Consider the following 22410-nt stretch of genomic DNA (forward strand, 5'->3'; position numbering starts at 1 on the left):
TGAGCGGAGCGAGTCTTCCAGTTGCGTTGCGTATCCAAAGCTGCCATCTCCGCTGCCGTCTCCTATCGAGATATATAGTCCGTCGTGGGTGGTATGAGTTGTAAGCGGTAGGTCACATGCTTGAAGCCTACAACATAAAGCTTATCGTATTAAAGGCACATAAGAAATGATCGTACAAGAACAGCAACTAAGGAACTTCACGTATCGTATCTTCAAATCTATCGGATGCCCGGATGCGGATGCAGTGTTGGCTGCGGATGTGCTCCTTTCGGCCGATTTACGTGGTATCGATTCACATGGCGTGGCTCGCCTCGGCGGCTATGTGCGCCTATGGGAAAATGGCCGACTCAATCCGACGCCCAATATCTGTGTGGTACATGAGACACCGACTACGGCAACGGTCGACGGCGATGGTGGCTTAGGGTTAGTGGTGGCGTCCTATGCGATGAACATTGCCATCGAAAAAGCACGGCAATACGGATCCGGCTGGGTCGCCATCCGCCATTCTAACCATTTTGGTATTGCAGCCTACCACGCACTCAAAGCAATCGAGCACGATATGATTGGTTATGCGATGACCAATGCCAGCCCTTTGGTGGCTCCTACTTTTTCATCCGAACGGCTATTGGGCACCAATCCGATGTGCTATACTTTTCCGGCGGGAAAATATCCGCCGGTAGTCGTAGATATGGCCACTTCAGCGGCCGCCAACGGCAAGCTGGAAATCGCCCAACGCATGAATGTCCCTATTCCCGAAGGCTGGGCACTCACACCGGATGGTAAGGCCACCACCGACCCCAATGCGGTGACCACAGGCGGTGCATTACTCCCTTTGGGTAGCGAATACAATCGTGGCAGCCACAAAGGGTTCGGACTGTCGGCTACTGTAGACATTCTGTCCGGTGTATTGTCTGGTGCCAACTATGGGCCATGGGTACCACCGTTTGTTGCCTACTTGCAACCCCTGGACGACCAACCGGGCAAAGGTATTGGCCACTTCGTAGGTGCTATGCGCGTAGATGGATTCCGGCCTGTCGCTGATTTTAAGGCCAACATCGACCAATGGATCACCCGGTTTAAAAATGCCAAACGGATAAATGAACAACAAAGTGTGATTATCCCCGGCGAGCCGGAGCATCAAGCAACACAGCATCGCAAAGAACACGGTATTCCGCTAGTCGACGCCGTGTGGGAGAACTTACAGGCATTAGCAGTGAAGCTCGGTGTGGAGATGCTATGAATACATGAATTCAAGCGTTGCTCCTCAACTGGATCCGGTTCGCTTCACTATGCCTTTCCTCTCCTTCTTGAGGCACCTTTGGACACGCAACGCAACTGGAAGACTCGCTCCGCTCATCCACCTAGGTTGCTTGTGCGTATCCAAAGTGCCGCCATCTCCGCTACCGTCTCCTAGGTTTCGTCTGCAACCGCCTGAATTCCAATACAGATTATCCGTCACCGAGTCCTATACACTGCTTAGTACCCTCTCGGATGCTGTGCCAAATCATTTTGAAAAAAGAATACGTTGGGTCGCGTACCAAATGCACGTTACCTTGATGATATACGCCATTGGCATCAGGGTTGCTATCGTTGACAAGGAATCGGTTGACAAAAAAAGAAACCAGCGATTTACGAGATGTTTCTCCCGCTTCGTTTTCTCTAAGCATATTCACTTTTAAGTTTTTGTAATCAAACTGCAACGTGCCGCTGGTATGACTGTCATCGGCCTCCATCTCGAAGGTCATGGTCTGGATATCTGCCCGTTCAATTTCCACATTCATCTGCGGCGTCAGCATCCGGTTAAACGGCTTTCCATCCATCGCACCCACTTTTGCCTGATACGTATGTGCCCCCAGACTATCCAACAGGTCAAAGCGAAACTCCACGGTCAGATCGCCTGCACCCATGACTCGCGAGGTTGCGTTAAATTGAAGAAAACGATTGCGGGCCAACGCCAAGGAATCATTTGTGACATTCTGCATCAGACCGGCGGTCTCTTCAAACGTCACTGTTCCCGCCTTGGCCGTCTTATCGCTCACCTCTGTGAAGTTGATATCGAGCGCATTGATCAAAACCGAATCAAGCGCCACCCGCTGCTTCATCCGAAGCAATTGCTGATGTGGCGATTTGCCGATTTTATCTGTAGGCGGGTTGGGTTGTGTCTTGTCTTTATAAATGGCAATCTCCCCGCTGTCAATACGTAACGTTGATGCCGCTATCGTCTCGGTTTTCACCCAGCTTGCTAAGTTGACGTCGTTCATAGCTATGCGTGAAATGGCAATGTCTGCAATGTCTTTGGCCAGTCGCACACGGCGGTAAAACTCAGCTTTGCTCACCGTAAGTCCGTAGCGGAGATTGTGAAGGAACAATTCACGCGTATCTGTTTGGAAGTGCAACAGACCTACCTGCAACCGATAGAGGCTATCCGGCTGGAGAAAGTCTATCGAGTTCACATCCAGCTGAATCGCTTTTGCATAATAAAGGCGTGTCGTATCGCGCAGCGACGCTGAATCAATCCTTAAATCTTGTATCGCGAAGTCAATATGCGGTATCCGTATATCCATTGCGCTACTGTCGTCCATCATCTCAAATTGACCGCCGTTCAGCTCAATACGATTCACCTGGGTGCCCGTTAACGTCTTTGCAAGGTTTTCGATAAACCTTTCGGAAGTCGTATCAACGGTTGTGGTATCTTTATCGGGCTGACGATGACGAATGAGCTGTACCGACGGCGTATCAATAACAATCGAATTAATATGTACCTTATCCGTGATGAGCAACCGGATCAGACCAACTCCTTTAATTTGAAGGCGACCTATCCGGACGCGATAAGATGCGTCCGCCGCTCGGTTCGTTCCACCATTACCTTTGTAAGCTAACGTATCTGGTGTAAGGGAGATATTAGTAGCCGTAGCATTGCCGCCTATCAACGACACCTCCAAATGGTCATAGTTGAGTTGATAGCGGCCGCCCGTCTCCCGGGCGACAAGGTCTTTCAACTTCACCTCCATCCGGGGTTTCCACCGATGGTTTACATACCAATTAATTCCAATGATGATTACGATTAGGCCAGCGGCTATGCCAAGGCCCCATTTCCAAAAGGGCTTCATTACGATAAGAAACGCGGTAGCGGCTTAAATGTTTGGTGTCAAACATCCAAGGCCAAGCGTTTTTCCTTATCAATAATATCCGCTATGCTGGTATCGTTTAGGATTTGTAGCATGGCATTGCGCACATCAATAAACGTATCCCGGATGCCACACACTTCTTCCGATTTACATTCATCGCAACTCCGATAGAAATTGAGGCTTACGCAGGGCAACAGCGCGATGGGGCCATCAATGAGCCGCATTACCTGCGACAACCGAATATCTTCCGGCGCTTTGTTGAGGTTGTAGCCACCACCAGCTCCCTTTTTGCTATACAGGATTCCGGCATTACGCATCTCCAACAAAATCTGTTCGAGGAATTTTTTGGGAATACGCTCCTCCTCCGCAATACGTAAAATCTGCATTGGCTCCTTACCGTAATTCCTGCCCAAAACAATCAGCGCTTTGATGGCGTATTTAGCTTTTTTGGATAACATCCCGTGTGTAATGGTTGTTCTTGGAAAGCAAAGGTACGAATAACTTGACAATCTTTGCAATTCTCAAAAAAGTGAGTACCTTTGTTGCTCAATTAGTCTATCGTTTAGATGCTTGATTCACTCATCACCTCGAAGACCCGCTTGCGCCTGCTGGTGAAGTTTTTCATCAACGCTGCCAATCGGGGACACATGCGGGGCTTAGCCGAAGAATTCAACGAATCCACCAACGCTATTCGCAAAGAACTCAACAATTTATCGGAAGCCGGTTACCTGAAAAAAGAAGCCGATCAAAATCGTGTTTCTTACCGTGCCAATGTGAAGCATCCACTGTTTGGTTCATTGCAAGACATCGTACATAAGTATCTGGGACTGGATCGAATTGTGGAGACGGTGCTCAGCCGTATGGGTGATGTGGAGCAGGTCGTACTCACTGGCGATTACGCCGAAGGGCGTGATAGTGGTATCATAGCGGTCACTATCGTAGGAAAAGCACTCAATGCCGACTATTTGGAACAGCTTGCCCCGAAGGTGGAAGGGGTAATAGGGAGAAAAGTGTCTTTTGCATTGACCGACAAAAAAATGGATGGAGGGCTGGTGTTGTATGAGCAGTAATCACCTATTACATGCGGTACACGATGCCCGTATTGCTGTCATCGGTTTGGGGTATGTTGGCTTACCGTTGGCGGTTGCCTTTGCGACCAAATACGATGTATTGGGTTTTGATATCGATGAAAAACGCATTACTGAACTGGAGAGCGGAAAAGACCATACCCGTGAAGTTGATATCACGGAGCTTCAAGCTGTACTCGAATTGAACAAGCACCTGGTAACTATCGATCACCCATCACCAACCACGGATTACCAGCCATCGACTACCGGGCTTTCACTTTCTTCTGATCCTGAAGTCCTCCGGCTATACAATACCTATATCATCACGGTTCCCACGCCTATCGATCAGTTCAATGCCCCAGATTTAGCTCCGCTAATCATGGCCTCGCAAATAGTCGGCAATGTGCTAAAAAAGGGCGATGTTGTGGTTTACGAATCTACGGTATATCCCGGTTGCACAGAAGAAGATTGTATCCCCGTATTAGAGCGCGTTTCCGGGCTGGTCTACAATACCGATTTCTTTGTAGGCTACTCCCCCGAACGCATCAATCCCGGCGACAAGATTAATGCGCTCACCACGATAAAAAAAGTGACAAGCGGTTCCACACCCGAAGCGGCCAATTGGGTCGATGGCTTATACCGTTCCATTGTCGAAGCCGGTACACATAAAGCCCCAAGCATCAAGGTCGCAGAGGCTTCGAAAGCCATTGAGAATGCGCAGCGCGATGTCAACATTTCCTTTGTCAATGAGTTGGCTCTCATTTTCGATAGAATGGGCATCGACACCTATGACGTTTTGGAAGCAGCCGGTACTAAATGGAATTTCCTTCCCTACAAGCCCGGCCTGGTTGGTGGGCACTGTATCGGCGTAGATCCGTATTACCTGGCTCATCGGGCGGAGCGCCTCGGTTATACCCCCAACGTGATCCTGTCGGGTCGCCGTGTGAACGAGCAGATGGGAGCCTTTGTAGCCAGTAAAGTCGTGAAGTTGATGCTGCAAAAGAACATTTCGATTAAAGGAGCCCGTGCACTAATCATGGGCATTACATTCAAAGAGAACTGCCCGGACATCCGTAATACCGGTGTCGTAAACATTTACCACGAGCTGGTGCAGTTTGGCCTTTCGGTGGATGTATATGATCCCTGGGCCGATGCCGGGGAGGTCAAGCGCGAATATGGATTGGATATCGTAAATGAAATGGACGATGGTACCATTTATGATGCCATCGTCGTCGCTGTCGCGCACCGTGAATTTTTGACGTTTGATTATCAAAAAATAAAAAGGTATAAAGGGGTGATTTTTGATACAAAGGGATGTTTGGATAAGGAAATGGTGGACGGGAGGTTGTAATCTATAATAACATTAATAGCTTTTTTTGAATGTGACTTTTAACGACTATGCTTTTCAATTCAACCGATTTTCTGATATTTCTGCCAATAGTATTTATTCTTTATTGGTTTGTTTTTAACAAGTCATTAAAGGCACAAAATATCTTGCTCCTTATCAGCAGTTATTATTTTTACAGCTGCTGGGATTGGCGTTTTCTTTTTCTACTGGCATTTTCCACAGTTTTGGATTTCTATTCCGGGCTAGCCATTTTTCGCTCGTCTACTATTAAACAGCGGAAGTTTTGGTTATTATTGAGCGTCATCATCAATTTGGGGTTCCTCGGCTTCTTTAAATACTACAATTTCTTTGCGGAATCATTTGCTCAATTTCTGGGAGCACTTGGATTGGAGGCGCATCCCGCAACGCTCAGCATTATCCTTCCGGTAGGTATTTCTTTCTATACTTTTCATGGACTCTCTTATGTCTTTGATATTTATAACCGTAAGATAGAACCAACTACAAATTTCGTCCAATATTCGTTATTCGTGAGTTTTTTCCCCTTACTGGTCGCCGGACCTATCGAGCGTGCAACACACCTGTTACCACAGGTGGAAAAGCCAAGAAAGTTCAATTATGCAATGGCAACTGATGGGTTGCGGCAGATGTTGTGGGGATTTGTAAAAAAGGTGGTTATTGCCGACAACTGTGCTGAGTACGCAAATCTGATTTTTAACAATTCGGCAGAATACTCAGGCAGTACATTGGTGTTGGGAGCGCTGTTTTTTACCTTCCAGATTTATGGTGATTTTTCAGGATATACGGATATTGCAATAGGCACAGCCAAACTACTTGGGATTAATCTTCTGCGAAATTTTGCATTCCCTTATTTTTCGCGAGACATCGCCGAATTTTGGCGGAGATGGCATATTTCTCTCTCATCCTGGTTCAGAGATTATCTTTATATCCCTTTGGGAGGCAGCAAGGGCGGAAATTGGATGCGAATACGTAATACATTTATCATTTTCTTGGTCAGTGGCTTTTGGCACGGAGCCAATTGGACATTCATTTTCTGGGGAGGGCTCAATGCCTTATTTATGGTTCCCCTGGTTTGGTTCAAGACCAACAGGAAAAACATAGAAACAGTGGCTCAGGGTAGGTTACTGCCCAATATCACAGAACTCTTGCAGATGGCACTAACGTTTGGCTTAACTGTCTTTGCTTGGATTTTTTTCCGGGCGGAAAGTCTCCGCCACGCGTTTCAGTATGTTGGAGATATCTTCTCCAATAATCTATTGTCCCGTCCTGAGGTGCTTTCCTATAGTATGCTAATAACCATTGGACTTATTACCACCTTTATAATCGTTGAATGGATGGGACGAGAAGATAAATATGCCATCGAAAAAATTGGCATATTATGGCCAAGACCTTTACGTTGGTCATTTTATGCGCTAATTATTTTGACTATAGGGTTATATATGCACACCGAAGAGACCCCATTCATTTATTTTCAATTTTGATAAGATATGTTTTTATTTTTCAGGAACCTGCTCTTATTCTTACTTTTTTCCGGAATTTTTTATGTTTTCGGTACTGCTTTAATCGGAATTTTTGCGCCCCGCTTAACGAAGAACTTAAATTATCGTATTGGTACCGGAGGAAATCTATATACCAGAATTAGAGATGCTGACACAGTTAAAAATGTCGATGTGATGGTTTTGGGATCTTCCCACGCATATCGAAGTTTTGACCCTCGATTGTTTAAGAAACATCGGTTAAGCATGTTCAACTTGGGGTCTAGCGCACAATCCTATCTCCAAACAAAGGTAATGGTAAATAGATACATTGATCAGTTTAATCCGAAACTCATTTTGTTGGAAGTCTATGCGGGATTGTTAAATACGGATGGAGTTGAATCTTCAGTGGATTTTATCGCAAACAGTCCAATTGACAACGATATTATAAAAATGGCTTTTGAGGTCAATCACATTAAAACTTATAATACGTTAATATACGGACTTTTTAGGCAAGCGTTAAAATTAGATAGAGGATATAAGGAACCGAAAACGAAAAGTAACGGAGACGTCTATATTCCAGGAGGTTTCGTACAAACGTATGAAACCATAAATGAAAAAGAACTGCTATCTTTCGAAGAGGAAAATATATATAGGATAAAATCTAAACAAGCGGCGGCTTTTCTGGCCATCATTCAAGAATTGAAGGATAGACAAATTCCCTATTTACTCATACAAACACCTATTTTGTCTTCACGGTTTAGATCGTATACCAATGTAACTGAAATCGATTCTTTTTATAAACAATATGGTCCATATATCAATTTAAATCATGAATTGACTCTACCTCCCTCCTCGTATTATGACAGCCATCATTTAAATCAGCACGGAGTTGACACAATGAACGCATATCTCTTTAAAACCTATGGGGCATTTATTGAAGCATTAATAGCAAATGGCAATCAGTAATTAACTTCTCATAGAAGATTATGCACTAATTCTAATATCCTAAACATGCTTTTCAACTCAACCGATTTTCTGATATTTCTGCCAATAGTATTTATTCTTTATTGGTTTGTTTTTAACAAGTCATTAAAAGCACAAAATATCTTGCTCCTTATCAGCAGTTATTACTTTTACAGCTGCTGGGATTGGCGTTTTCTTTTTCTACTGGCATTTTCCACAGTTTTGGATTTCTATTCCGGGCTTGCCATTTTCCGCTCGTCTACTATTAAACAGCGGAATTTTTGGTTATTATTGAGCGTTATCATCAATTTGGGGTTCCTCGGCTTCTTTAAATACTACAATTTCTTTGTGGAATCATTTGCTCAATTTCTGGGAGCATTTGGATTGGAGGCGCACCCCGCAACGCTCAGCATTATCCTTCCGGTAGGTATTTCCTTATATACTTTCCATGGGCTCTCCTATGTCTTTGATATTTATAACGGTAAGATAAATCCGACTACAAATTTTGTCCAATATTCATTATTCGTAAGTTTCTTTCCCTTACTGGTCGCCGGACCCATTGAGCGTGCGACACACTTATTGCCCCAAGTGGAAAAGCCGAGAACGTTCGGTTATAATATGGCAACTGATGGGTTGCGGCAGATGTTATGGGGATTTGTAAAAAAGGTGGTCATTGCCGACAACTGTGCTGAGTACGCAAATCTGATTTTCAATAATTCGGCAGAATATTCAGGCAGTACATTGGTGTTGGGAGCGTGAACTTTGAAATTTTCAAAAATGAGTAACTTTTTGAAAAAATATTTCAGGATGTTCTCTAAAAAGAACAAAATGAGTACCTTTGTTGCTCATTTAAGAGAGACGAAAGAATTAGAAAAGATTAAACCATGTCAAAGTACGCTAAAGATCTAATTAGAAAATACTTTACGTATTTCGTGTTTTTCTATATTCATCTCAGGCATCGCATTTTTATTGCGTTGAGCCTAAGCCTCTTCGTTGGTATTTTGGACGGGTTCGGTCTAGCTATGTTTTTTCCTTTACTTGAAATGATTGGTGGGGATAAGGAGATAAGTGGGGAGGGTTTGGGAGGATTGAATTTCTTAATTAGCAGTATCAATGCAGTAGGAATTTCGTTGACGCTTTATTCCGTACTTATCATCATTGCGTTTCTTTTTACACTAAAAGGTATTGCTAAATTTTGTGAACAATACTATAGTGTAATTACTCAGCAGTACTTCATTAAGAAATTACGATATGAAAGTATAAATAAGCTAAGCAATCTAAAATATAAATCGTTTGTTACGAGTGACGTTGGTAGAATACAGAATACACTTTCAGGTGAAGTAGGCCGAGTTTCCCAGGCTTACCGCAATTATTTTTTAGCTGTACAATCGGGTGTAATGGTTAGCGTCTATGCTGTTTTAGCGTTATTAACAGACCCACAATTTGCCGTGCTCGTCCTCATTGGAGGCGGATTATCTAATCTGGTTTATAATAATATTTATAAAAGGACTAAAGCAACGAGTAAGAACATAACAAAAGGAGGACACATCTTCCAAGGATTATTAATTCAGCAAATTGCATTTTTTAAGTATCTTAAAGCTACTGGTTATATTAGACGTTATGCTAATAAACTTAAGGACGCCATCGATTATATTGAGCAAAATACAAAAAGAATTGGATTTTACAATGCGATTCTAGCTGCAACCCGTGAACCCTTGGTAATCATAGTGGTCGTCTTAGTAATTATTATACAGGTTACGTTTTTTTCCGAGAATATCGGCGCTATTATTCTGAGCTTAATGTTTTTTTACCGGTCGCTCAACGCCTTGATGCAACTCCAAAATTATTGGAATAGTTTTTTGAATATGTCTGGCTCGTTGACCAACACCACAGCGTTTATGAAAGAGTTGGCAGCTCAACAAGAACGGACGACGGGCGCTCCTTTTGATCGGCTTAAATCGGCTATTACATTGAGTGGAGTACAGTTCTCTTATAATGAAACGCCTATATTATCTAATATTGATATTACCATATCCAAAAATAGTACGGTGGCTTTTGTTGGTGAAAGCGGTAGCGGAAAAACCACATTGGTGAATATTCTCGCAGGTTTGATGCCGATTGAAAAAGGAAATATGTTGGTTGACGGTGTACCACTCAATACTTTGAATAAGGACACCTATCACGAGCGTGTTGGGTATATCACACAAGAGCCTGTGATCTTCAGCGACACCATTTATAACAATGTTACGTTTTGGGCTGATGATACCCTCCAGAATAGGGCCCGTTTCTGGGAAGCGTTGGAAAAATCTGCAATTGCAGATTTTGTTCGCCGCTTACCACAGCAAGAAAATGCCCCACTGGGAAATAATGGTATTTTAGTAAGCGGAGGACAAAAGCAGCGTTTATCCATCGCGCGGGAACTGTATAAAGAAGTGGATATCCTCATTATGGATGAGGCGACCTCAGCATTGGATTCTGAAACAGAGCGTGCTATTCAAGAAAACATCGAGGCATTGAAAGGGAAATACACCATACTCATTGTTGCCCACCGGTTGTCGACTATAAGAAATGTCGATCTAATCGTACTTCTGCAAAATGGAAAAATACAGGGAATAGGAGATTACGAGGCATTGATCGATTCTTCACCGGCGTTCAAAAAAATGGTGGCATTGCAAGAAATATGATTTAGTTACTGAAAATTGATTGATCCGATGCGAGTAAACGTCTTTATTTATGCTCGTTTTAATTCCTCTCGGTTGCCGGGGAAAGTTCTTTTCAAAATAGGAAACGAGACAGTTTTAGGGATTTGTATTAATAAGTTGAAGACCATCCCAAATCTTAATCTAATCGTTGCGACTAGTGATAAGCAGACAGATGACCCGATTGCTAAATGGTGTGACACAATTGGTGTACATCATTTTAGGGGGGATTTGCAAGATGTTGCGGAACGCACAATTCAATGCATTAATGACTATCCTTGTGACGTTTTTTTTAGGGTTAATGCGGATAGCCCCTTCCTTCAACCTTTTTTATTCAGAAAAGCGTTAGCAATTATTAGTAAAAACCAACGAATTGATGTCGTAAGTAATGTGTATAAACGAAGCTTTCCTTACGGTATTGCGGTTGAGTTAATTAACACGCAAACCTATCTTAAGTATGTGGGAGATTTTAACGCGTCGGAACGAGAACATATCACGAGTTATTTTTATAGGAATGATTCGATATTTAACATCGTTAATATTGAATATGAACATAATTATTCTCAATTGAGATGGGTACTTGATACGCCCGAAGATTGGGCTCGGCTTAATGAGTTGCATACCATTTATCCAGATCTATATAACCTCCATTTAGAACAGCTAATTCGTATACAAAAATTTAATTAATATGAAGAACATATATTCGATTCGACCAAAAGGGTTTAACATTGGAAACGACGTCATCTATTTAGGGATAAACCATTTTATTCGGATGGCATTTAAGGAGAATTACAACATAATATCGCTTCCTGCTACTGGAAAATATGAAGCACATCGGAAAGCGGGCCTTTCGTCACAAACTATTTATGAAGTGAATCAATTTGGCCATGGCTTGATTGTCGGGGGAGGAAATCTTTATGAAAATGGGGAGCTGGAAGTGAATCCCATTGCATTAAAGGCGTTGGAAAAGCCAATGATGATCTTCAGTGTTTCTAGAGGAAAAGTATACAACAGAGCGTTGGAATTGGTCGATCGGACAGACACGATGGCTGACGAAAAACTTAAACTGTTGCACCAATATACCGATATTTCGTTGTCCCGAGATAAGGCAACAAAAACACATCTTGATTCGCTTGGTTGCGACAATACTTTAGGGGGCTGTCCTACGCTTTTCATCAATGAAATTCCTCAACATTTAGTTCCGATTATGGATACGGACAAAACGGATACACTTATCTCTATCCGCACACCCACATTGATGAGCATACCTGTGGAATATCAGTACCGATTACGGGACCAACTAACGGAAATGATCGCTTTGCTAAAAAGAAAAGGATACCAGAATGTAAAGTTTCTTTGCCATGATCACAGGGACATTCCGTTTGCAGCTTCATTCGAAGAGATTGATTATCTTTATACCGAAGATGTGTACACGTATTTGACATATCTAAGAAACACGCGGTTGAACGTAACGTTCCGCCTGCATTCGTTTATCCCCTGTTTGTCGTATGACGTGCCGGCGATTAAAATAAGTTATGATCAACGAGCGTTAAGCATGTTGGAGACGTTAGACATGGATGATTGGAATATTGATTTATTAAAAGACAACCTGATGGTTGAATTAGAGCACAGGCTTAACAATCTCCAAGATTTAGAAACGCTTAAATCCCAACGGCAAAACGGACGATGGGCAGAGTTGCGGAATACAATGGTAGAAAATAGCGAAAAATTTGCAGCATTAGTTAACGAAAGGATATAATAATGGCTCACATTATCGCAGAGGCGGGAACCAACCATAACGGCTCAAAACAAAAAGCCAAAGAATTGATAGATTTGGCGTCTCGAGCCAAAGCCGATTCGGTTAAGTTTCAGATCATCAACCCTTGGGGGCTGTATCTTCCTGGAGAATACAGCTATGGGCATTATGATATTAAGAAAGTGCTTAAACTAAGGGAATCTACCGTACTATCGGATGATGTCTATCGAGAGTTGGCAATGTATTGCAACGAACAAGGCATTGAATTTTCATCTTCAGTATTTGATAAGAATGGGTTGGATTTGCTTTGCTCGTTAGACCCACCGTATATCAAAATCGCTTCATGTGATTTAAATAATATCCGTTTCCTTAGGCAAGTCGCCGAAACCGGAAAGAAGGTTGTTTTATCAACAGGAATGTCTTCTCTTAGTGACATTGAAAAGTCACTTAAAGAGATCGAAAAATCTGGCAACCTTAATAACTTTATTTTATTGCATTGTGTGTCTGTATATCCTGCCAAAGTAGAACAAGCCAATTTGTCGTTTATCACGACATTGAAAAATTTGTTTGGCTTAGAAGTAGGTTTCTCAGATCATACTGGAGATAGCCTAGCCGCAGTAATGGCATTAGCATTAGGAGCTACTTGGTTTGAGAAACATTTTACTACCGATCATACTCAGGAAGGCCTGGATCATGCTTACGCGATGGAAGAAGACGGCCTGACTCAATATGTCGAAGATATACGTACAGCAGAAATTGCGCTTCAACCCAAAGAAGACAAGATTTCCGACGCCGAACGTTATACCCGCAAGCGTGCGAGAAGGTCACTTTACGCTGCGAGAGATTTGGTTCCCGGTGAGATTTTAAAAGATGATGATGTGCTTTGTGTCCGACCGGAAGGTATATTAGACGCAGACGATATTGATTTGGTAATCGGAAAGTCCGTGCAAACTCCGATTAGGCAATATGAGGCGTTTACTTTTGAAAAGATCGGCTAATTAAAGGCAAATTGAAAGTAGCTATTTACTGTACGGGGGGCACAAACTTAGGTTTCGGGCATTTTTTTAGGTCGAAAACATTCGCCAAGTCGGCACCGGATGGATTTTCTGTCTGGCTTTTTCCGTTAGTGGCTGCTGAAGATAAACACATTTTTAATGAGTTAGCCGATATCACACGTGTATGTGAGTCGGAGGATCATGCACTTAACCAAATTTTAGATTACGCTCCCGATATTGTCGTTTTTGACACGGTCTATTGCTCAGATAGGTTTTTCTTTGAAATCAAAAGCAAGGTCAGAAACCTCATGTCTATTTCACCCGTATTTAATCAGATGCTGCGCGTTGATCTATTGTTCACGCGTAATGAGGATACCCTCCCAATTGGAAACGTCAAAATTTTCAAGGGTTTTGAATTCGCTATTTTTAATGAGAATTGTAAACCTATTTCGGACGAATTATATATTAATAATTTAAACAATGATTATTTGACCATTGGAATTGCCATGGGCGGTGGTGATGCTCCGAATAAAACATTAGCTGTGTTAAAACATCTCTCCTATCTGAAAACTCCATGTACATTCTGGGTATTACTCGGAGAAGGTTATAGGCACTCCTATCAAGACCTTGTCGATTGCATTACAAAAGACAGTAATCACGAAATTATTCTAGCAAAAACCAATCGCTCAGTTTGGAGTATACTAGCAAATTGCTCATTAGCGATATTGGCAGGTGGGCTTACGACATTGGAATCGGTATATGCTGGTTTGCCAACCATAAATATTTTTGATCGAGAAGAACAAATATATGCAACTGGCAAGAGAATATTTGATACTGGTATCTCAATAAATTTGGGGGTTTTTAAAGAATTGAAAAGCATTGATTTAATTAACAAGATTAACCATCTTTATGATAATAAAAGTTTGTTATTAGAAATGAGAAATAAAGGCAAAGGGTTGGTTGACAAGAAAGGAAGTAAACGCGTATTCCAAATTCTAGCCTCCAATTTGATTAACAGGTAAGTAAAATATCTTGATGAAGAAAAATAGCATAACACAACCTGTCGTTCATTTAGAAAACGCCAATGGTTACGAGTATGGCCTTGTTTTTCAACAGTCTCTCCAAATCGCGGCACACGCGCTAATGAGAATACATGGAAAAGGTAATGAGCGGACGTGGAAGATACTTTTATTTCGATATGTTGTTACAGCTATAAAATATAAATCCCTATTTGCGAATGTGAACCATGTTCCTTTTGATAACATCGCATTAAGAGCGGAGATGTCAACATCAACGTGCAGCGGAAGTGTCTCTAAAATAAGCAAGGTATTAAACGCTATCAAAAGTTTAATCAAAGGCATAATATCACCAACAACGCTAACGATACCTTCAGGCAATTATAGTTTTGGTATAGCATTGCCGGGTGATCTTCTCAAGGAGATCCCTTTAAACTCACGTTTATTATGGTTGCGGCCACTGAATCGAAAGGCAAACATGCGGTCAAATTTGCAAAAGATTGCTAATGAGATCCCCGACCCATTTAAAAAAAAAATCATTGAGAATATCCCTAAAGTATATGTTGAGTATTTTGATTATTACTGGAATCACATTGATGTGGAAAAAGCGGGAGGTATATCGTTTCATGTTCATTTTACAATAAAAGATTTTTTGAAAGAATTTGTAATAGCAAAATGCATATTAAATGGAGCTAAATTGTATTGCTATCAGCACGGGGGATTTTATGGTGAATTAGCAGAACACTTCATTCTAGACTTCGAACGCGAAATAGCCGATCGTTTCGTAACGTGGGGATGGGCATATAATATCAAAGATTTACCTTTAGGATCAGATAAGTTGTTAAAATTTAAAAATCGATATCAACAATTTTTGACCATAGGCAAAGTTGAGCGCATTTTGCTTCCCCTTCCTTATATTCGTGACGATTTAGCTAGGTCTTCCGACTTCATTGATTATTTAAACTTTGTGTTAATTCGCTTGGCAAACAGTATTTTTAGGTATAACGTATGCGTTAGATATAGACGAGATATCCTTGATAAGGAGAAAAGCAGCGCCAAATCAAAAATCATTGATGTTGAAGAATTAGGGCTTAAAATTGATGACTTTAAAGTTCCATCGTATGAGTCTATTAAACAATCCGAACTAGTGCTACTTCCTACACATCCCTCAACAATGTTTTTGGAATGCATTAGTGTTGATCACCCCGTTATTGCTATCTGTCCTGACACGTCTCTTTTGCATTCTAATTATTTGAAACAAATGCAGCCGCTGATGACTATTAACTTGGTGTTCACTTCTGTTGAAGAGGCTATAGATTTCCTTGAAAAAACGAATGTAGAGAAATGGTGGAAAATGGTTGTTACTAGTTCGATTTACAAAAAATTCAAATCATCGTATGCCTCAACTTTTGATTTAAAGAATGAGCTAGACAGAGAAGGGGGCATTTTCGATCGCGCCTTACAAATCACTGCACATCGGGATTAATTTCATTTCGGATGAATACTTTTTTAAAATACCTGTTTAAGATTAGAACGAACCTATCCAATGCATTTATCCAATATTTGGGTAGATACATCGGCCTTTCAGGTTTATATTACACATTTCTATCATCTGCCTTTGCGCGTGAGCGCCGCGCAGTCTTAGCTGGCAAGCTAAAGCACCTTGAAGAAACTAAGCGACTAAAAAGTAATTATTTTTTGCTGGTAAGAAACACACATAGACTCGAAAAGGGGCTCCTAATGCGTCCTCGCCGAGCTATTTTTGCGGTTGACTATATTGAAGAAACAATCGATTGCTTTGTAAATATTTACAAAACAGATACGATACATGAAAACAATCAACTTAAATGGTTTAGAGATGTCTTGGAGCTATATTTTAAAAGTGTAGAAATTACTCCGTTTCTTTCCACACAGCAAGATAGATTTATAAAACATATCCAGGCGAGTATAGAGGCATTATCGGTAATTGAAAAATCTGTACCATATTGCAGAATTCTTCAAGACCAATCGACTATTAGTTTTGAAGAGTTTTACAAGTTAGCTAAGCAACGGCGTTCAGTAAGATGGTTTTTAGATAGATCTGTCTCGAGGGAGTTAATTGATAAAGCTGTTTTAGTGGCCAATCAGTCTCCAAGTGCATGCAACAGACAACCTTTTGAATATCGAATTTTCGATGATCCCAAGTTGGTTAAAGAATTAGTGAATTATCCGATGGGGACAAAGGGTTATGGGCATTCGATACCGGTTATGATCGTTGTGGTCGGAAATTTAGACGCATACTTTGACGAGCGAGATCGCCATGTTATATACATCGACGCTTCGTTAGCAAACATGTCTTTGATGTTAGCGTTGGAAACCCTTGGGCTAAGTAGTTGTTCTATTAACTGGCCAGACATTGAAGCTAGGGAGAGAAAAATGGAAAAATTCCTTAAATTAGAAAAATACCAACGGCCGATCATGTGTATAGGCGTTGGATATCCCGATCCAGAAGGAATGGTAGCATTTTCAGAGAAGAGACCGTTATCACAAATTAGAAAGTACAATATATGATAGTTGAGCTGAGAGGAGTAGAATTCGTAAATAAAGGGGCAGAATTGATGCTACACGCGATACTTTCGGAATTGCGTAAGCATGATTCAAACGTAAAGGTTGTAATGCGACCTACTCCCCGTACGCCAAAAGACAAACTTAGGGCAGTTAATATTTATATTAGGATAAGGCCTTCCCGTCATCCACTGAAAAAAGCGCTAAAGAAGTTTATTCCTTCACAGTTTTATGCGTTGCTGGGCTATGTAAGAGATGAAGAGATTAAAGTTGTATTGGACGCATCAGGATTTGCTTTCGGAGATCAATGGGGGGCAAAATATGCAGAAGATCAACTCGGAAAACACATCGTCGAATGGAAGAAAAGAAATAAAAAGGTAATCCTGCTGCCGCAAGCGTTCGGAGGTTTCCATGACGATGAATTAAGAAAGGTGATGGTTAAGATTATTGATTATGCAGATCTGATCTTTGCACGAGAACCACGGTCGTTTGATTATTTACGCGAGATTTCAAATACGCCTAAAATAAAACTTGCTCCTGATTTCACGAATTTGATTAATGGAAAGGTTCCGACTAATTTAGATACCAGTTTAGAGGTTGCCATCATACCAAACTATAAGATGTTGGAGGCAACGCAATACGAGAAAAACGAATATTTTAGTTTTCTTCGAAATGCAGTGACTAATGTTAGGCAGCAGGGATTTAATCCGTTTTTCTTAATACATGAAGGCCAAAAGGATTTCAAACTGACGGATGAAGCCAACCAAGAGCTGAAATCGCCGATTCCTATTATTCACAACCCGGATCCATTGGTCATAAAGGGCATTATTGGTCAAACTAAATTTATAATATGCTCACGATTCCATGGAGTTGTAAGCGCTCTTTGCCAAGGTGTGCCTCCTATTGTAGCAGGCTGGTCGCACAAATACGAATTGCTATTAACTGATTACAATCAATCGAACCTCTTAATTCGCGATATTTCCGATAAAGATGAATTGCACAAAGCCGTTAAGATGCTTTCCCACGAACAAACTCGCACCGCCATAAGCAACGAAATTAAACAGCATGCAGTTATACAGAAGGAGCTAAGTAAAGCTATGTGGCAGACAGTTTTTAATGAAATTAAATCCTAATGGTGTCGGTAATTATCCCATGTTACAACTGTGAGTTGTTTTTGGAGCGTGCTGTTAACAGCGTGTTAGCGCAAACTCACAAAAATATTGAAATCATTCTTGTAGATAACCGTTCAACGGACAGTTCGTTTTCATTAATGAAAAAACTACAGGAAGCACATCCTACAAAGATAAGAATATGCCAAGAAACAAAAAAAGGAGCTCCTGCGACTCGGAATAGGGGTTTATATGAAGCTAAAGGAGAGTGGATCCAATTTTTGGACGCAGATGATGAGATACTATCGAATAAGATAGAGGGTCAACTCAACCTTATAACAAATGATGATATTTCACTCATTATAGGAGGATATATTAAAATAAATAATAATAGAGGCAGCAATGTTGAGATAACGAGGAATAAATACACTGATGAATGGATGAATCTCATCGACTCTAAATTGGGAATTACCAGTGCAAATCTTTTTAAAAGAAAAGTTTTGTTGGACGCAGGAGGTTGGGATGAGTCGTTATCTTCATCTCAAGAATATGAATTAATGTTTAGGTTATTGAAAATAGGTTGTAAAGTCGCTTATGACAATGGCCTAAATACCTATATCTATAAAAGAAATTATTCAATTAGTAAACCTAAGGATAAAGAAGCCTTTGATGAAATCTTAAAAACACGTATCGAACTAAGAAAAGAAATCAGAAGGCACTTAATTAATGAAAATAGATATTCTGACAAAATGCATTCTATTTTTAGCAAATATGTCTATAGGCTTTTATGGAAACGCAGGTACCAATTTAGCCAATATTACAATAAAATAATGGATGAAGAGGAGATAAAGGTTCCTTGGGGATACAATGTAAAGGCTATACTAAAAGCCAAGATTGCTTTTTATTTAAAAGCTCCTCTGGTAAAAAAAAGGGGGTAGCTTTGTTTACAGGAAAACACCTTGGTAAGGAAATAAATTTTATCGGGCAGCTGGTTTTTGAAAAGGATTATAAAATGGATACATCGATTCTTTTGGTTTGGGTTGGCTCTAACAATGTATTGGTATTTATAAGATATATAGCCACTGGCTAATGCTTGTCCCGGGTGGACAAAATGGCCGATTTAACATTTTAAGAAAAACGACTCCGATTTTAATCGGATAATAGTGATAGGAATTAAATGGTCTCTGTTGTTGTTCCATGTTTTAATTGTGAATCTTCATTGTATCGGGCAGTGGAAAGCGTTCTTTTACAAAGCTACCCAAACATCGAAATTATTCTTGTAGATAACGGTTCAACAGACGATACATTTCGTATAATGCTTTCAATGCAACGCAAGTATCCTGATAAAATTCGGATTTTTAAAGAATTAAAAAAAGGAGCACCATCGGCGCGCAATAAAGGATTACGAGAAGCAGCTGGGGAATGGGTTCAATTTTTGGATGCAGATGATGAATTATTGCCATATAAAATTCAAGGTCAAATTGACTTTCTTGGAAGTGAAGAGAATATTGGGATCATAATCGGGAACTACGTTGCCGTTGATTTAACAAGCAGGAAAAAAGAAACTAAAAAAGCGGTAAAAGATAAATGGGTTGGTTTGATGGATTCTCGATTAGGTATAACTAGCGCTAATTTATTTAGGAAGTCGGCCCTGTTGGCCGTAGAAGGTTGGAACGAGACCCTTAAATCTTCACAAGAGTATGAATTAATGTTTAGAATTTTACAAGCGGGGTTTAATGTTTTATATGATGATTCTATTTCCACATTAGTTTACAAACAAAAAAATTCTATTAGTAAGTCCTCCGATAATAGGCGATTTTTAGATATTCTGAACACCAGAATTGAATTAAGGAGAAAGGCCAAAAATTATTTGACACAACGCAATTTGTATACACGGAAAATTCACCGAGCATATAGTAAGTATGTGTTTAGAAATCTGTGGTTAAACAAATATAAGTTCAAGGAATATTTTGAGAAAAATATAAAGAAGGAATATCTTTCAGTGCCGCTCTTTTATCGTTATAATAGAATTATAAGAACTACATTGAGTTACATCTTAAAGAGGAACCCTGAAAAATAACGTCATCATACCCATAAATAAACAGTAAATTTGGCAGCTATTTCATAATCAAATCTGCGATTAATTAGGATTAAATTACCGATGAGATCAATAAATAAACATATAAGTTCTTTTGTTAAAGAATCGAAGGATAATGAGGCTATACGATTAAAAAGTGTTTTTCAGGTTTTTTTTGTAGCCAAATGGTCAATCGTTGGGATAATCGTTTTTATGTTTATAATAGGATTGATTCGAGGTCTTACTTCTCCAAACGAATATACAACAAACTCAAAAGTCATTACCGAACAAAATGATCAGACAGGAAGGGGCGGACTAAATAATCTGGCATCATTAGCCGGATTAAATACCAGAAATTTAATGCAACCCGAGACACTTTCGCCCGATCTGTATCCTAGCATAGTTACCAATGCAGATTTTGTACTTCAATTAGCAAGTGAGCAGTATTATTTCGAGGAGCTTAAAGATTCTTTAACCTTGGTGGATTATTTTGCCGAGTATGAAAGACAGAATTGGATTGCAATCGCAATCCAATCACCGAAGAAATTATTTTCTTTTTTTAAGCGGCGTGATAAAGAGGTGGTCTCCGAATCACTTAAAACTGAATATAATAGTTTGGATTCAGTAAGTTTTTATACTCAAATAACAGCAAAGGAAGTGAGTGCAATTAATAAATTGCAAAACAGAATTACTGTCAAAAGAACCGACCGAATCTTTGAAATAGAAACAAAAATGCCTGATGCAAAAGTAAGTGCAATTCTCAATAAAAAAATTATTGACCATTTAATCAATTATGTTATTAAGTACCAAACTGATCGAGAGAGACGCAATAACAAGTTTATTGAGAGCCAATTAATTGAGGCCGAGAAGAGATATAAGACTGCACAGCTGAATCTCGCCTCTTTTAGAGATAACAATGTTGGATTGATTTGGGAAGCGGATAAAGCAAATATGCAGCGACTTCAAGCAGAGTTCAGTTTAGCATCCAATATCTATAACAATCTAGCCCAACAGTTGGAACAGTCAAAGCTTAGATTGGAAGAGTCAAAACCCGTGGTAGCAATCTTTCAAAAACCGATTCTTCCACTCAGCCCAAGTGAACCAAATACTCCAATTTCAGCAATAGTATTTAGTATTTTGGGTCTTTTTATAGGAATTTCTTTTATTGTTTTTAAAATAGTGTTTGAGTTTTTTAAACAAGCTTAATGGCTAAGTTACCTTATATTTCGATAGTAATACCAATATATAATAACTCTAATGGTTTGTCACATATATTAAAGGCGCTTAAGAGTCAGAAATATCCAGCAAATCGTTTTGAAATTATAGTAGTAGATAATGATTCCAGCGATAATCCGGAAAAGATAGTTAATAGTTACCCGAACATTCATTTTCTCAAGGAAACACGTTATACTAAAAGCCCATACTCTGCACGAAATCGTGGCATTGAAGTGGCAAAAGGTGAAATAATAGCGTTACTCGATTCCACTTGTAAACCCTGTGAAGACTGGCTTCTAAATGGCACTAAACATTTGAAAAAAGCAGATTTAATAGGTGGAAAAGTGATTTTCGATGTGACTTTAAAAAGTAATATCTGGGAAATTTATGATTCAGTATCCAATATTAAAATGAAAGAGTCCATCGAACGGCGTGGATTGGCAGTTGGCTGTAACTTATTTATAAAAACAGTTCTCTTTAACGAACTAGGCTTGTTTGAAGAGGGCCTACGCTCAGGCGGAGACCTGCGATGGACCAAAAACGCAACACTTAATGGCTATTTACTGAAGTTTGCTGACACGGCAATTGTAACAATGAAACCTAAAAACTATCGTTCGTTGTTAAATAAAACCATACGAGTTGCAACAGGCCAACCTAAAGTTTGGCTGGAAAGTGGCACTTTTTTTTTGACTTTTATGAAGCGCATAATTTTGTTTTGGGTTCCTCCCAATCCAATATACTTGTCAAAAAATATTCGGAATAGCTCTTTGCCTGAAGCCAAACGATACTTTTTCTGTCTTTATTGTATTAGGTATTTTTTTAGGCTTATAAGTGTATACGGATTTATTAAAGGTTTATTGATTAAGCACTAGTGTTCAATTTCACTTTTAAACTGCCAAATGGCTTATCAAACGTAAGTATATCTATATATACTTACGGCGTGCTAATATTGTTATTATTTTTTCTTAGGCCGTATCCACAGGCATTTCTGGGCGCA

20 protein-coding genes are annotated in these 22410 nt (G+C 40.1%); 18 read left to right on the top strand and 2 right to left on the bottom strand.

Going from position 1 to position 22410, the window contains the following annotated elements; translation table 11 throughout:
• Positions 1-166: 166 nt before the first annotated feature.
• Positions 167-1240, top strand: coding sequence for an Ldh family oxidoreductase (locus BMW65_RS20295; protein WP_090608350.1), 1074 nt, complete (start codon positions 167-169; stop codon positions 1238-1240).
• A 208-nt stretch (positions 1241-1448) separates the two neighbouring features.
• On the opposite strand, the gene BMW65_RS20300 is transcribed toward BMW65_RS20295, so the two are convergent.
• Both BMW65_RS20300 and BMW65_RS20305 read right to left on the bottom strand, forming a co-directional pair.
• Positions 1449-3110: an AsmA family protein gene (locus BMW65_RS20300; RefSeq protein WP_090608352.1), complete on the bottom strand. Its 1662-nt coding sequence runs from the start codon at positions 3108-3110 to the stop codon at positions 1449-1451.
• A 38-nt stretch (positions 3111-3148) separates the two neighbouring features.
• A complete protein-coding gene (locus BMW65_RS20305) occupies positions 3149-3586 on the bottom strand; it encodes an RrF2 family transcriptional regulator (RefSeq protein ID WP_090608354.1) in 438 nt (145 codons plus the stop codon).
• Positions 3587-3694: 108 nt separating this feature from the next.
• Between BMW65_RS20305 and BMW65_RS20310 the strand changes: the two genes are divergently transcribed.
• From BMW65_RS20310 to BMW65_RS20390, 17 genes are all read left to right on the top strand, one after another.
• Positions 3695-4198 (top strand): helix-turn-helix domain-containing protein, encoded by a 504-nt coding sequence (locus BMW65_RS20310; RefSeq protein WP_090608356.1) that lies wholly within the window; start codon positions 3695-3697, stop codon positions 4196-4198.
• Positions 4188-5546 carry a nucleotide sugar dehydrogenase gene (locus tag BMW65_RS20315; protein ID WP_090608358.1) on the top strand — a complete coding sequence of 453 codons (1359 nt, stop codon included), beginning with the start codon at positions 4188-4190 and terminating at the stop codon, positions 5544-5546. The genes BMW65_RS20310 and BMW65_RS20315 overlap by 11 nt, the downstream gene beginning before the upstream one ends.
• A 47-nt stretch (positions 5547-5593) precedes the next feature.
• Entirely contained in the window at positions 5594-7042 is a 1449-nt protein-coding gene (locus tag BMW65_RS20320; protein WP_090608360.1) for an MBOAT family O-acyltransferase, read from the top strand.
• A 6-nt stretch (positions 7043-7048) separates the two neighbouring features.
• A complete protein-coding gene (locus tag BMW65_RS20325) occupies positions 7049-8005 on the top strand; it encodes a hypothetical protein (RefSeq protein ID WP_090608362.1) in 957 nt (318 codons plus the stop codon).
• 141 nt (positions 8006-8146) lie between these two features.
• A complete protein-coding gene (locus BMW65_RS20330; RefSeq protein ID WP_177181238.1) occupies positions 8147-8761 on the top strand; it encodes an MBOAT family O-acyltransferase in 615 nt (204 codons plus the stop codon).
• A gap of 125 nt (positions 8762-8886) precedes the next feature.
• Positions 8887-10686, top strand: a complete 1800-nt coding sequence (locus tag BMW65_RS20335) for an ABC transporter ATP-binding protein (protein WP_090608364.1) — start codon at positions 8887-8889, stop codon at positions 10684-10686.
• Between the two features lie 27 nt (positions 10687-10713).
• Positions 10714-11388 carry a cytidylyltransferase domain-containing protein gene (locus BMW65_RS20340; protein WP_090608366.1) on the top strand — a complete coding sequence of 225 codons (675 nt, stop codon included), beginning with the start codon at positions 10714-10716 and terminating at the stop codon, positions 11386-11388.
• A 1-nt stretch (position 11389) separates the two neighbouring features.
• Positions 11390-12460: a polysaccharide pyruvyl transferase family protein gene (locus BMW65_RS20345; RefSeq protein ID WP_090608368.1), complete on the top strand. Its 1071-nt coding sequence runs from the start codon at positions 11390-11392 to the stop codon at positions 12458-12460.
• A gap of 2 nt (positions 12461-12462) precedes the next feature.
• On the top strand, positions 12463-13455 hold the full coding sequence (locus BMW65_RS20350) for an N-acetylneuraminate synthase family protein (RefSeq protein WP_090608370.1): 993 nt from the start codon (positions 12463-12465) through the stop codon (positions 13453-13455).
• A gap of 11 nt (positions 13456-13466) precedes the next feature.
• Complete coding sequence (locus BMW65_RS20355; protein ID WP_090608371.1) at positions 13467-14474, top strand: hypothetical protein; 1008 nt, start codon at positions 13467-13469, stop codon at positions 14472-14474.
• A gap of 13 nt (positions 14475-14487) precedes the next feature.
• Entirely contained in the window at positions 14488-15954 is a 1467-nt protein-coding gene (locus BMW65_RS20360; RefSeq protein WP_090608373.1) for a hypothetical protein, read from the top strand.
• 11 nt (positions 15955-15965) lie between these two features.
• Positions 15966-17018: a nitroreductase family protein gene (locus BMW65_RS20365; RefSeq protein WP_090608375.1), complete on the top strand. Its 1053-nt coding sequence runs from the start codon at positions 15966-15968 to the stop codon at positions 17016-17018.
• Positions 17015-18145 carry a polysaccharide pyruvyl transferase family protein gene (locus BMW65_RS20370; protein WP_090608377.1) on the top strand — a complete coding sequence of 377 codons (1131 nt, stop codon included), beginning with the start codon at positions 17015-17017 and terminating at the stop codon, positions 18143-18145. The genes BMW65_RS20365 and BMW65_RS20370 overlap by 4 nt, the downstream gene beginning before the upstream one ends.
• Entirely contained in the window at positions 18145-19059 is a 915-nt protein-coding gene (locus BMW65_RS20375; RefSeq protein ID WP_090608378.1) for a glycosyltransferase family 2 protein, read from the top strand. The genes BMW65_RS20370 and BMW65_RS20375 overlap by 1 nt, the downstream gene beginning before the upstream one ends.
• A gap of 239 nt (positions 19060-19298) precedes the next feature.
• Positions 19299-20201, top strand: coding sequence for a glycosyltransferase family 2 protein (locus BMW65_RS20380; protein ID WP_090608380.1), 903 nt, complete (start codon positions 19299-19301; stop codon positions 20199-20201).
• Positions 20202-20282: 81 nt separating this feature from the next.
• Positions 20283-21404, top strand: a complete 1122-nt coding sequence (locus BMW65_RS20385; RefSeq protein ID WP_090608382.1) for a GumC domain-containing protein — start codon at positions 20283-20285, stop codon at positions 21402-21404.
• Complete coding sequence (locus BMW65_RS20390) at positions 21404-22285, top strand: glycosyltransferase family 2 protein (RefSeq protein WP_090608384.1); 882 nt, start codon at positions 21404-21406, stop codon at positions 22283-22285. The genes BMW65_RS20385 and BMW65_RS20390 overlap by 1 nt, the downstream gene beginning before the upstream one ends.
• Positions 22286-22410: the final 125 nt, after the last annotated feature.

The organism is Parapedobacter koreensis (genome assembly GCF_900109365.1).
Lineage (GTDB): Bacteria > Bacteroidota > Bacteroidia > Sphingobacteriales > Sphingobacteriaceae > Parapedobacter > Parapedobacter koreensis.